This is a genomic window from Candidatus Kaistella beijingensis (assembly GCF_020084865.1).
Lineage (GTDB): Bacteria > Bacteroidota > Bacteroidia > Flavobacteriales > Weeksellaceae > Kaistella > Kaistella beijingensis.
This window is the reverse complement of sequence record NZ_CP071953.1, coordinates 1,718,323-1,731,593: the sequence shown is the minus strand read 5'-3', so window position 1 is coordinate 1,731,593 and position 13,271 is coordinate 1,718,323. Positions and strand designations below refer to the sequence as shown.

The 13,271-nt window shown below is 37.2% G+C and carries 11 protein-coding genes; 4 read left to right on the top strand and 7 right to left on the bottom strand.

What is annotated here, in order from left to right:
* Positions 1-76: 76 nt before the first annotated feature.
* Both rho and J4771_RS08060 read left to right on the top strand, forming a co-directional pair.
* Positions 77-1,894: a transcription termination factor Rho gene (rho, locus tag J4771_RS08065; RefSeq protein ID WP_224134458.1), complete on the top strand. Its 1,818-nt coding sequence runs from the start codon at positions 77-79 to the stop codon at positions 1,892-1,894.
* Positions 1,895-2,205: 311 nt separating this feature from the next.
* Positions 2,206-2,802 carry a superoxide dismutase gene (locus J4771_RS08060; protein WP_224134457.1) on the top strand — a complete coding sequence of 199 codons (597 nt, stop codon included), beginning with the start codon at positions 2,206-2,208 and terminating at the stop codon, positions 2,800-2,802.
* Between the two features lie 58 nt (positions 2,803-2,860).
* Here J4771_RS08060 and J4771_RS08055 read toward each other — a convergent pair whose 3' ends face one another.
* Together J4771_RS08055 and J4771_RS08050 are read right to left on the bottom strand one after the other, a co-directional pair.
* Positions 2,861-3,277, bottom strand: coding sequence for a DUF6146 family protein (locus J4771_RS08055; RefSeq protein ID WP_224134456.1), 417 nt, complete (start codon positions 3,275-3,277; stop codon positions 2,861-2,863).
* 107 nt (positions 3,278-3,384) lie between these two features.
* Complete coding sequence (locus J4771_RS08050; RefSeq protein WP_224134455.1) at positions 3,385-4,584, bottom strand: endonuclease/exonuclease/phosphatase family protein; 1,200 nt, start codon at positions 4,582-4,584, stop codon at positions 3,385-3,387.
* 208 nt (positions 4,585-4,792) lie between these two features.
* On the opposite strand from J4771_RS08050, the gene J4771_RS08045 reads away from it, so the two are divergent.
* Positions 4,793-7,669 carry a carboxypeptidase-like regulatory domain-containing protein gene (locus J4771_RS08045; protein ID WP_224134454.1) on the top strand — a complete coding sequence of 959 codons (2,877 nt, stop codon included), beginning with the start codon at positions 4,793-4,795 and terminating at the stop codon, positions 7,667-7,669.
* Positions 7,670-7,700: 31 nt separating this feature from the next.
* Positions 7,701-9,107 (top strand): DUF5689 domain-containing protein, encoded by a 1,407-nt coding sequence (locus J4771_RS08040; protein ID WP_224134453.1) that lies wholly within the window; start codon positions 7,701-7,703, stop codon positions 9,105-9,107.
* 495 nt (positions 9,108-9,602) lie between these two features.
* On the opposite strand, the gene J4771_RS08035 is transcribed toward J4771_RS08040, so the two are convergent.
* The 5 genes from J4771_RS08035 to J4771_RS08015 all read right to left on the bottom strand — a co-directional run bounded on the left by J4771_RS08035 (position 9,603) and on the right by J4771_RS08015 (position 13,249).
* Positions 9,603-10,073 carry a DUF6702 family protein gene (locus J4771_RS08035; protein WP_224134452.1) on the bottom strand — a complete coding sequence of 157 codons (471 nt, stop codon included), beginning with the start codon at positions 10,071-10,073 and terminating at the stop codon, positions 9,603-9,605.
* Positions 10,074-10,114: 41 nt separating this feature from the next.
* The gene (locus J4771_RS08030; protein WP_224134451.1) at positions 10,115-10,873 is read right to left on the bottom strand and encodes an LOG family protein; all 759 of its coding nucleotides are present in this window, start codon (positions 10,871-10,873) and stop codon (positions 10,115-10,117) included.
* Positions 10,874-11,587, bottom strand: coding sequence for a nucleotidyltransferase family protein (locus J4771_RS08025; RefSeq protein ID WP_224134450.1), 714 nt, complete (start codon positions 11,585-11,587; stop codon positions 10,874-10,876). It abuts the gene before it with no gap.
* A gap of 68 nt (positions 11,588-11,655) precedes the next feature.
* Positions 11,656-12,066 carry a RapZ C-terminal domain-containing protein gene (locus tag J4771_RS08020; protein WP_224134449.1) on the bottom strand — a complete coding sequence of 137 codons (411 nt, stop codon included), beginning with the start codon at positions 12,064-12,066 and terminating at the stop codon, positions 11,656-11,658.
* Positions 12,067-12,226: 160 nt separating this feature from the next.
* Positions 12,227-13,249 carry an aminoglycoside phosphotransferase family protein gene (locus J4771_RS08015; RefSeq protein WP_224134448.1) on the bottom strand — a complete coding sequence of 341 codons (1,023 nt, stop codon included), beginning with the start codon at positions 13,247-13,249 and terminating at the stop codon, positions 12,227-12,229.
* Between the last annotated feature and the right edge of the window lie 22 nt (positions 13,250-13,271).

The following is a 13,271-nucleotide window of genomic DNA, read 5'->3' as shown; positions in this document are numbered from 1 at the left end:
TCTAAATAAGAAAAGTCGCCCGACTTAACTTTCTTACTTACACACACTTATATAATACAATTTTTACGTAACATTTATGTTCAACATCGAAACGTTAAGGTCGAAATCCGATGCGGACTTGACTAAAATCACGAAAGATTTAGGCGTTAAACTTGCTAAAAACAGCACCGATAATGATAAAATCTTTGCCATCCTTGACTTTCAGGCTTCGAATACGAAAGTAGCAAAAGATTATTACAACGCCACCGAAACCCCTATGAATACAGAAGAAACAACAACTCCTGCAGCCAAAAAACCTGCGGCAAAGAAACCCGCAACCAAAAAGAAAACCGAGAAACCTACAGAAGTTTCCGCTGAAATACCATTTGAAAATGCTGAAACCCCAGTAGAATCAATACAGGAAACAGTTGCAGAAAATTCATTGCAGGAAAAAACATCTACTTCAACTGAAAACAACAGAAATCAGCAGAAGAAAAAAAGACAGCGAATTTCAGTTCCAAAAGAGGAAGCTCCTGTTGAAGATGCCGTAATAGAAGCTGTTGCCGAGAAAGCACCGATACAGGAACAGCCAAGAAGTCAACCGAATTCTGAAAACCAAAACCAAAACCGTCATCAGAACGGAAACGGAAATTCCAACCAAAACGGAAATCCTAATCAGAACCAAAACCACAACAAACAGCAAAACCAAAATAAAAATCAGAACAAGAACCAAAATCCTAATCAAAACAAAAATCAGAACGCTGAAAACCAAGAAGAAAACTCTAAAAAGGAATTCAATTTTGATGGTTTGGTAACAATTGAAGGTGTTCTTGAAATTTTACCGGATAATTACGGATTCCTGCGTTCATCGGATTTCTCCTACATTTCCTCTCCCGATGATGTGTATGTTTCAACCAATCAGATTAGAAATTATGGTTTGAAAACGGGAGATACCGTAAAAGGAATTGTTCGTTTGCCAAAAGAAGGCGAGAAATATTTCTCCTTATTAAAGCCGACAGAAGTTAATGGAAGAGATCTGGAATTCATCAAAGATCGTGTTGCTTTTGAGTTTTTGACGCCTCTTTTTCCTGATGAAAAATTTAATTTAACAGGAAAAAACTCAACACTTTCCACAAGAATCGTGGATTTGTTCACGCCAATCGGCAAAGGACAAAGAGCAATGATTGTGGCGCAACCGAAAACCGGTAAAACCATGCTGTTGAAAGATATCGCAAACTCCATTTCAGCCAACCATCCGGAAGCATACATGATGATTTTGCTCATCGACGAAAGACCGGAAGAAGTGACCGATATGGAAAGAAGTGTAAATGCGGAAGTCATTGCCTCAACTTTTGACGAACCTGCAGAAAAGCATGTGAAAGTAGCGAATCTCGTTCTTTCAAAAGCGCAAAGAATGGTGGAATGTGGTCATGATGTGGTGATTTTGTTGGATTCCATTACACGTTTGGCGAGAGCATACAATACGGTAACTCCGGCTTCAGGGAAAATTCTTTCGGGTGGTGTTGATGCAAATGCCCTTCACAAACCAAAGAGATTCTTCGGAGCAGCGAGAAATATTGAAGGCGGCGGTTCTTTGACCATCATTGCAACTGCATTAATCGATACCGGCTCAAAAATGGACGAAGTGATTTTCGAGGAATTTAAAGGAACCGGTAACATGGAACTTCAACTCGACCGAAAAATTGCTAACAAACGAATTTATCCTGCAATTGATTTGGTGGCTTCAAGTACGAGAAGAGACGATTTGTTGCTTGATGACGTTACCCAACAAAGAATGTGGATTCTAAGAAAATATCTTGCCGACATGAATCCTGTTGAAGCAATGGAATTTGTGAACAAAAGCATCAAAGGAACTTTGAATAATGAGGAGTTCTTGATGTCGATGAACAGATAAAAAAGCGCAAGAAATCGAGCCAAGAGTCAAGTTGGTAAAACTTCTCAAAGAAATAGAACGCTAAATTAAATTAAGACCGTTCAAGAATTTGGGCGGTTTTTGTTTTTTAGGAAAGGTAGTGAAAAAGTCGCGGCATGTTGTTAGAAATTATTAACAAAAAAAGGGTTGCGAAGAACTGAAACGTTGGTAAACGCTGCAAATCTGTCTTTCGTTTTCATCAATGTTAAAGATTTATTAAAGTGATGCTGCTATTTTGGAATTGGTCTAAATAATGATTAAATTTGAATCATAACATTTAAACAGAAAAAATTATGGCATTCGAATTACCGAAAATGGGGTATGCTTATGACGCATTAGAACCAACAATCGACGCAAAAACGATGGAAATCCACTACACAAAACACCATCAAGCGTACGTTGATAATTTAAACAAAGCAATTGCTGGAACAGATTTAGAACGTAAAACCATCGAAGAAATCTGCAAAACAGGAACCGACAAACCTGCTGTTAGAAATAATGGAGGAGGACACTACAATCACACACTTTGGTGGGAAATTTTAACTCCAGGTGGAAGCAAAGAACCTGTCGGAAATGTAAAAGCAGCAATCGAAGCTTACGGCGGATTTGAAAAATTTAAGACAGATTTTTCTGAAGCAGCTAAAACAAGATTCGGTTCAGGTTGGGCTTGGTTGTGCAAAAAAGAAGACGGTTCAGTTTCTGTTTGCTCTACGCCAAATCAGGACAATCCGTTAATGCCTGTTTCTGATTGTCAAGGAACACCACTTTTGGGACTTGATGTTTGGGAACATGCTTATTACCTGCATTATCAAAACAGAAGACCAGATTATGTTTCCGCATTCTTTGAGGTGATTAACTGGGATGTTGTTGAAGAGAAATTCAATAAATAGGATTTACAGTAATTGTACAAAAAGGTTCAGAAATTTCTGAACCTTTTTTTGTTTGAATCTATCGAACCTCTGTCATGCTTAGGCCATTGAGTTTCAGTCCGTATTTCCATTGAACGTAGGCAAAAACCTGATAAAGCTTGTACTCAAAATTCAATCCGTAATTCTCCTGCGGGTTGTATTCAATTGAAGATTCTATAATATTTCTGTATCTCCCTGAAAAATAATAGGAATTCCACTCGGATACCAACATGGCATTTCTGCTTCTAAGCTGATTTTCTGAATACATGCTGATTGGTTTAGCTACAGCATTAAGAAAATAACTCCATTGTGAATCCAAAACTTCCAAATCCCACTCCCCATCGTCATTTTTTTCGGGCTTCATGGTGACTTTATTGTCGTCATTAGATATTTTATTAGGTGAAGAGCAACTCATGCTCAGCAATAAAATACTGATTATAAAAATAATTCTTTTCATTTTTCTTTATTTAATAAACAATCAAATTTACATTTTAATTTCATTTGATAAACATCAAATCAGAAGCCAAAAAAAAGCCGCTTCAAATGGGAAACGGCTATGAATGTTTATTTTGGTTCTGCTTCGCGCTGTATGACGACGAAGGCAGGGAAGTGGTCGCTATAACCTGCAGTAAATTTATCGCCATTCCAAGATCGGAAAGGATATCCTTTGAAATTTCCTTCTTTTGTGATTAAATAAGGCGGTGCAAAAATTTCCGCCTTGTAGAGTGAATAATCTTTGCCTACTTTATCGGAAATAACGTTTCCTGAAACAATAATCTGATCAAATAAGTTTGGCGCATCCTGGTAAGCCAAAGAAGCTACGCCCTTTTTATAAAGCGGATACATTAAATTCAAGTACGGTGTATCTTGGTTTACATCTTTAGGAGTCCATGCCGCTTTCAGATAATTTTTCAAACTTGCGCTCACCGGATCATCGTTGAAATCGCCCATCGCAAAAAGTTTTGTGGATGGATCCAAAGCTCTCACACTGTCCATCTGTTGCTTCAAAACTACTGCGGCTGCATTTCTTCTTGGTAAAGATCTCGCTTCCCCACCACTTCTTGAAGGCCAGTGATTCATAAATACTGCGATTTTTTCATTATCAAGGAAACCTGTAACTACCAAAATATCGCGGGTATAGCTTCTTTTACCTTCATCAAAAATTTTAATTTCCTTTTTTAAAGAATTCGTTGGAGTGAATCTCCTTTTCTGATAAATAACCGCTACATCAATTCCTCGTGCATCGTATGAGTTATAATGAATAATCCCATAATCATACTTCGCAAGAGTTGGATGTTTTACCAAATCCTCGACAACTTGACGGTTTTCAACCTCAATCAAACCAACGATAGCGGGAGCAGTTTTGGTATATTGCGCGCCCATTTCAGAAATTACTTTCGCCTCGTTGTCCAGCTTTTGTCGGTATTTTTTGGTGTCCCAATTTTTGCCGCTTTTAGGGGTAAAGTCATCCGCAAGAATTTGGTGGCGGATTACTTTTTTACCCTTCAGCAATTGGTCATTCCATTCGCCTCTGTAATCCTCGGTGGTTTCAAGATGTTTTAGTGAGTCGATCGGTACGCTTCTGTGAAAAGCAGGATTGCTAATGTCTTTTGTCCCGTCGATATAATCTGCAGACGCAATGGTATCCCACAAGTTTTCAACGTTTAAGAAACCAATCGTCGCCACTCTGCGAAGTTGACCTTTTTGTTGACCGAATGAATAGCAAAAGATGGTTATTAGTACTAAACTTACAATTTTTTTCATTTTTAATACAGAATAGTTTTGAATTGCAAATCTAACAATAAATTGCCATTGAAAATCGTAATATTTATCAGCTTTAAAAATTTAATGAAATATTAAAGTAATTTTTGTTAAAAAGTTTTATGATACTGATTTTTAGACGTAAATTTGCCTTCCTTAATTTAATGAACTGATTGTTAGATTATAAAAAGCAAAAAAATAAATTTTAAACATGATTAAAAAGCTATCTTTAATCTCTTTATTTACGCTGCTTCCCGCTTCTTTTTACTTTGCACAAACTACCGTTTTTGCATATTTAAAAGATGCCGACGGAAAGCCGGTGGAAAGTGCGGAGGTTGATTTGAAAGGTTCTGGTAATGATGTGAAAGCAGATAAAATTGGATATTTCCAGTTTGTTGATCTGAAGTCTGGCCATTATCAAATTGTAATTACCAAACCGAGTTACGAAACCAAAGTAATGGAGTTTGACGTAAAAGACGAAAAAAGAAAAGATTTGGGTGTAATTACCCTTTATTCTTCACTTTCGGGAGCTGATCAGGGTCTTACCATTATTGAGAATAGTGGCGAGGAAGAAAACACCAGCCAAAGTACAACCGTAGGTTTATTGCAGTCTTCACAGGACGTTTTCAGCAGAATTGCTGCTTTTGATTTAGGCGCATACTGGTTCAGACCAAGAGGAATTGATGGCAGATCTGGTGAAACAATGATGAACGGAGTAACGATGGTGAAATCGGACAACGGAAATGTTGATTTCGGAAATTGGGGTGGACTCAATGAGATTACTAGATATCCGGAAGTTGCCGCAAATCACGCTCCTTCAGAATACGCTTTCGGTGGTGCAAGTTCCGTTGTTTATAAAAACACCAATGCGAGCGAATATCGTAAAGGTTTCCAGGCTACTTACTCTTTAACCAACAGAAATTACAGAAACAGAGCCTCTTTACGCTACACTTCCGGAATGAGCAAAAACGGATGGGCTTTCACAGCAATGGGAGCCAGAAGATGGGCACAAGAAGGTATTAATGAAGGAACTTTTTATGATGCTTACGGAGCATACTTAGGAATTGAGAAAAAATTCAGTGATTCTCATACGATGACACTAAATGCTTTTGCAGCACCATACAGAAGATCAACTTCAAGCCCAAGTACACAAGAAGTTTATAATTATCAAGGGGTTCACTACAATTCTTATTGGGGATGGCAAGATGGAAAGAAAAGAAGCGAGAGGGTTCGCGCAGGCTTCCAACCGATTATCCAATTGCAGGATTTCTGGAAGATCAACAAAAAATCAAGTTTGGCAACAGCGATTTCTTACCAGTTCGGAAAAGATAAAAGTGCGCGTTTAGATTGGCAAAATGTACCTAATCCGTCGCCAACTTATTATAGAAACCTTCCAAGTTATTACGATTCATTAGATCCAAATGCTTCTGTTTGGCCAGACCCGAACAATCCGAACTCTCCGGTGCCTACAACCGCTCAAGAGGCTTATAAAGCAGCGATGGAAGGTTGGCAAAATGGCGATCCTTTGTTTACGCAAATTAATTGGGATGCGCTCTACAGAAGAAATGTGAATCAGCCTGCACAAACCTATTATGGTTTTACAGGGAAAAGAGCATTATATTATCAGGTAAACGATGTGAGTGATGATAAGATTTTCAACGCTGCAACGCATTACGTTTATAACTTTACAGATACCACTAAATTTTTATTAAATCTATCTTACCAAAACTATAATTCAGAACTTTACCGAGAAGTGAAGGATTTATTGGGAGCTGATTTTGTTTTGAACCGCGATCCTTTCGCTGCAACAAATAATCCGGGAAAATCCGGCTTATATGATGAAGGTGAAGCTGATGTTACCAAAAGAGTTGGTGATAAATTGGGATACAATTACATTTTCAGAAGACAGGAAGCCAAGGTAAATCCTGGACTTAAATTTCAATCCGGTAGATTTGATGTTTTTGTTTCGGCTTTGGCAGGATATTCAACATCGTCAAGAGAAGGTTTAATGCGCCATTACCTTTACCAAGACTCATTTGGAGATAGTGGGAATTATAATTTCTGGGATTTCGGTTTGAAAGGACAGGCTGTTTACAAAATAGATGGTAGAAATTTCCTAGTTTATAATGGAGCCTATTTTTCGCAGGCACCGTTCCTAGAAGATTTATTCATAAACCCGAGAGTAAACGCTGCAACTTCTCCAAACATTAAAAATACCGTAATCAACGCAAATGATTTGAGTTACATTATGAATACTCCTTTCATTAAAATGCGTTTAACCGGTTATTTGGTTGATACACAAAACGATACCAACCTTCAGAGATTTTTTGCAGATGGAATTTCTTTAGTAAAACAAGGTCAGGACGGTGAAACTTCGAATGTACAAAGTGCTTTCGTAACTGAAATCATGTCTAACGTTGAAAAACGAAACATGGGCGCCGAACTTGGCATTGATGTTAAAGTAACCCCTACACTATCTTTACAAGGTTTAGCGAGTTATGGTGATTTTACTTTTAGAAATGATCCTCAAGTGTATTTTGCTTCCGATGCAACGGGAACTTTCAGCAACGGTAAATCTTACGCTGATTTTGGAAAAGCATACTTAAAAGGTTACAAACAAGGTGGAACTCCGCAACAAGGTTACTCTTTAGGATTCCGTTACAATTCACCAAAATACTGGTGGTTTGGTGCAAACTGGAATTACTTAGATGATAATTACCTGAATCCTTCTGCACTTATGAGAACTGAATCTTTTGTACAGAATCCAGTTTCTGGGACACCATATTCCGGAGTGACCGAAGAAAGATTACGCGAGCTTCTCGCACCCACAAGACTTCCTTCTGCCTTTTTCATCAATGCAAACGTTGGTAAATCTTGGAGATTTGGAAGTTATTACGTGCTGCTTACTGCTTCAGTTAATAATATTCTCGACAATACAAAGTACATCACTGGTGGTTTTGAACAGGTGAGAAACGTGAAGTTTGATACCTTCTCCCAAGAAAAAGATCGTGAATATCCTTTATTCGGACCAAAATATTGGTACACGCAGGGAAGATCATATTTTGTTAACTTACAAGTTAGATTCTAATCATTAATCACAAAAAATAAAAAACAATAAAATGGATATCAGAAAATATTTAAAATCAGCTTTTGTTATTGCGCTATCCGCAATTACTTTAAGCTCTTGTGTTGATAAAGACGAGTGGGAAACTCCGCCGATTAATTGCACCAATAAATTTGATGCTCCTACGATTTCAATGGCAGATTTCGTGGCAAAAACTCCTGCATCTGGATATATCTTAATTCCTAGCGGCGCAAATGATCCAGTTGTAATATTTGATGCTTACGTAGTCTCTTCAGATGAAAATGGTAATTTCTACAAAACAATTTCTTTCCAGGATAAACCTGAAAATCCAACGGTTGGATTACAAATGGAAGTTGACAGAGCAAGTAACTATGCTGATTTCCCTGTAGGAAGCCACATTAGAATCCGTGCAAACGGTCTTCGTTTAGGATTGGACAGAGGTGTTAAAAAAATTGGTTCTGTAGACCCAACTTACGCGATCGGTAGAATTCCTGCCTCATTGTTCCCAAGATATATTTCAGGGGTTTGCAACGGTAGTAAAATGGATGTCGTAACGATTAAACCAACAGCTTTGGCTGATTTGAATACCGCAGCTCAAGATAAATACATCAACACGTTGGTTACCGTGCCAAATGTTCAGTTTAATATCTCAGAAATTTATCCGGTGAACAAATCGTACATCGATTATGTTGCAGGAGCAGGTGTTGATACAGACCGCAAAATTGAAGATGCTTTTGGTGGCGCAACAGTACTTAGAAGTTCTGGATTCTCGACTTACGGTGCATCACTTTTACCTAAAGGAGCAGGCGCTTTAACTTTTGTAGTAAGCAAATACAACACGAACTTCCAAATGATTATCAGAAGTTTGGATGATGTGAAAATACCTCCAACAGGAACAAGATTTGATCCAACTCCACCAAAAGGAGGTTCTGCAGTAACATTTTTAGATACTTTCACAGAAAATTTCGAAAGTTATACCACGACGAACCAAGAAGATTTCCCTAAATATATTAACGATCCTATTTTGGGTAACAGATATTGGCAGTTGAAGACGTTCTCTGGAAATAAGTATATTCAATTGTCTGCAAACGCTGGGACAGGTCCTTTTGAAACATTCTTTATTGTTCCGGTGAAATTCGTGCCAGGAAAAAAATTGAGCTTCAACGTAAATGTTGGGTTTTACAACGGTGATGCTTTAAAAGTTTATACCTCCACCAACTACACTCCACTTGGGGATGCAACTTCTGCAACATTAACGGATATTACCTCTAACTTTACCGTTCCTAAAACCCCGACCAACGGTTATGGTACATTGGCGCCGGCTGGAACTTACCAGTTCCCTGCAAATCTTTCAGGAGACGGTTTCGTAATGTTTAAATATGTTGGAAATGGATCCGGAATTACGACAACAATTCAGTTGGATAATATTGCAGTTCAGTAATATATATCATCTGTAAATAAGATAAAGCCGTCTCACAACTCGTGAAAGACGGCTTTTTTTTGCGTTTCACCGAAGAACCATTATGATAAATGTAATTTTCTATGAATTTTTTATCAAAACCAGGTGGTTTCGGTCTTTTAGACCTGCGTTTCTTTAATGAACGTCTATTTTTAGGTTGTTGAACGTATTAATTTGGGGTTGATAGCCAATCATTTTCTGTTTGTCCCCTAAAATTTTCGCTCGTTTAAAGGTGGGAATAGGTTTTCTTCTTATTCAATCATATCTTTTTAATCCTTAAAACATCGGCTCGGTTCTGCTTCGGTTTTTCAACATCACCATGTTTTTTCCGCCCCGTCTGATTTATCTGCGGAGAATAATTGTAATGGTACTCATTAAAATAACAATACATCGGGCCATTTTGCTTTAATTCTTTACCTTAAAACAAAAAAAATCCGCTTCATTCGTGAAACGGAGTGTATTGTTATTAACTTATTTCTAAAAACTTACCTCATTAACTTCTTTTCCTCGCTGGAAATTCATTGTTTTTTGATTCCCTTTATAAGCGATGTTTACTAGATTAAACTGCTTCGGAAAAGCTCCCAGTAAAATCGTGTTCTTGATTTTTAAAGTACTGATGTCGGTGACACCACCTGCTTCAAAATAAACCCAAACCGATTCACCGTTTACCTGGCTTCCTGTGAAAGTGAGTACTTTGGCGTTTCCGTTTACGTATAAATCGAAATTACTATTAACGTATTTCTTTACTTCTGCTTCAAATCCTGCCGTATTGGGGTTAATTTTTATAGCGTCAGAAATGTGAGACGTGTTCATTTTGGTTGTAAACTTAAGCGTTTTGCTCCCTTCCACATAATCTACTTTTGTCATTGATGAATAAAAATCTGCAACTCCGAAACTCATTATCGCCATCAACGCAAAAACTCCTAAAATATGTAAAAACTTTTTCATCTTTTCTTTATGTGTTGTGTTAAACTCAAATATAATGCCAATTAAAAGTTTACGTTCACGGTGTATTTATCGTAAAATGCCTTAATGTGTGCAACGGCGTCTTCAGCGGTATCAACTACTCGATAGAGATTCAAATCCTCCTCGGAAATCATTCCGTTTTCTAGAAGAGTATCTTTAAACCAATCTAAAAGTCCGCTCCAAAATTTTGAACCTACCAAAACAATTGGAAATCTACCGATTTTATTGGTTTGAATTAAGGTAATTGCTTCCGAAAGTTCATCCAAAGTCCCAAATCCTCCCGGCATTACAATAAATCCCTGAGAATATTTGATGAACATCACTTTCCTCACAAAAAAATAATCAAAATCCATGGAATAACCTTTGTCGATATACGGATTAAAATGCTGCTCGAAAGGCAGTTCTATATTCAAACCGATGGATTTTCCACCGCCTTTTCTGGCACCTTTATTTCCTGCCTCCATAATTCCGGGACCGCCTCCTGTGATGACGCCAAAACCGATTTCAGTAATTTTCTCCGCAATATCTACAGCAACTTGATAATATTTATCCTGCTCCTTCAACCTTGCGGAACCGAAAATAGAAACACATGGACCAATTCTCGCCAATCTTTCATACCCATCCACAAACTCCGCCATAATTTTGAAAACCATCCAGCTGTCTTTGGTAATGGTTTCGTCCCAAGTTTTTTCTTTAAAGGAACTCTGAACTTTTTGGTCGATTTCTAGTAAATCACCGGTGACGGCTTTTGTGGTGCCTTTTCCGCGTTTTATTTTTCCCATTTACTTAAAAATTTTTTCGGCTTCTGCAATCGAATCGGGCTTGCCTACATCAATCAAATCAGCAGAATGTTCATATCCGTGAATTCGTTCCAAGCTCATCAAATCGAGGTATTCTTCCATGATGGAGAATTTTCCGGTTCTTTTAATCTTATTAAAGATTTCGGGATTCACACAATGAATTCCACTGAAAGCCAATGGTTTAAATCCTTTGTTGAATTCTGCAAGTCGCTGTTCGCCAGTTTGTACATTCAGCCAACCTTTCAAAATCATTTCCGGATTGAACAGCAATTTTCTCGAGCTTTTTCTGTCGGATACTGCTAAAGTAGCAAAATCTTTCTTTTCCTGATGAAATTTTACAAAATAATTGAGGTCCAAATTGGTCAAGATATCTGCATTCATAATCAGGAAATCCTCGCCGAAGTCCAGAAACCTTCTTGCAAACATCAAGCCGCCTCCTGTTTCCAGAAGTTCATCATGCTCATCAGAAATGTCAATCTTTGCCCCGAAATTGTCGTTCTTCTTCAAAAACTCCACAATCTGTTCCCCAAAATGAAACACATTAATCACGAAATCATTAATGCCGAAACTCTGCAAATATTTGATGTTTCTTTCCAATAAAGGAATTCCGTTCACCAAAGCCAGGGCTTTAGGATGATGATCGGTAAATGGTTTTAGCCGGGTTCCTTTTCCTGCCGCAAAAATTAATGCCTTCATAAAATATAAGTGATGAGTAATGGGTAATAAGCAATATTTTGAGTTGATTACTCATTGCTTATTACTCATTACTTATAATTAAGTTGTGGTTGCTCGTCGTGATTTAATTTCACGGTAACTTGTGGATATTTTTCTCTGATAAACTGCGCCATTTTTTCGGCTGAATAAACAGAACGGTGTTGACCACCCGTACAACCGAAATTGATTTGCAGATGCTCGAAATCACGCGCCAAGTAATTATCAATGTTGATGGAAACAAGATTTTTTATCAGATCCAAAAATTTGGGCATTACCGTGTTTTCTTCCAAATATTCTTGAACACCGATATCGCAACCGGTTTGTTGTTTGTATTCATCGATTCTTCCTGGGTTTAGAATTCCGCGGCAATCGAAAGTAAATCCGCCGCCATTTCCGGAATCGTCTTTTGGGATTCCTCCTTTTTTATAGGAAAAACTGTGTATTTCTACTGTTAAACTCATATTTATACTATAATATCATTTTTTCAAAACTATACATTAAACCATAAAGATAATTAAGACTTTAAGGAATTTTCCCCTTCATATTATTAAGCTATTCTGATCAATCAGAATTTTTTAAGTTGAGAACTAAGGGTTTCATTCAATAAATGTGTTATTTTCCTTAATGGTTAATAATCAAAGAATTAATTTTAGTTTTCATTACATCCGATTTCAGTTCTTTAATCACTCTTTTGAGTTCAGGGAAATGTTTCATTTCTTCCCAAGACTCTGAAAAATTATAGAGGTTTTCAATTCCCTGATCAATACTTGAAATGAAATGCGGTTTTCTCTGAATTAGTCCCCGAAAACCGTAAGCTCCCAAAACCTGCATAAAACGAATGAGCTGAATAGGCTTTACCGAACTCTTTAGTTGAGAGATTTTCACTTCATCTTTCCACAAAGAGTAATAGTATTCCAACATATCGTCTTTAAAACCGCTTGGGAAATTTGCTTTCGCCTGAAACAGAAATGAAACCACATCATACATCAAAGGTCCGTTCATCGCGGATTGATAATCGATAGAAAATACCTCATCATTTTCATTCACCATGATATTTCTCGCCTGAAAATCGCGAATCATCAAACCCTTCGGTTCAAGATGCTCTAATATTTGCGTGAGTGTTTTGAACTCTTTCAGCAAATTTCCTTTGTGGTAAGGGATTTCCAAAACATCCACCATAAAACTTTTAAAATAAAAAAGGTCGCTCGTTATCGGGAATTCATCATAAGCTTCGTATTCGAAAGATTTTGACCAGTCGATTTTATTTTCTGTTTTGTTTTGCAGTTCGTAAAGGTTCTCCAAAACCTGCTTCACTAAAAGTTCAGTTCGATCGTAAAGTCCTTCATTTTCAATGATTTCCGATAAAGTATTTCCACCCAAATATTCCTGAACATACAATGTTCGATCATCAGAAATCTTAAAAATCTGCGGCGTATTTAAATTTAACTCAGAAAAAATGTTTGAAAAATAGAAGAAACTTTCGTTTTCGGCGAGATTTTCATTAAAAGTAATGATGTATTTTTTATCTGAACTTCTACCAACATAATTCTTTCTTGAAGAACCGCTTTGTGGTAAGGCAAAGAATTCATCGGCTGTTTTATGTAAAAAATCTTCAAAAAAAAGTTGGTCTTTTTCCATGGTCATTCTTTTACAAATATAGGGAAAA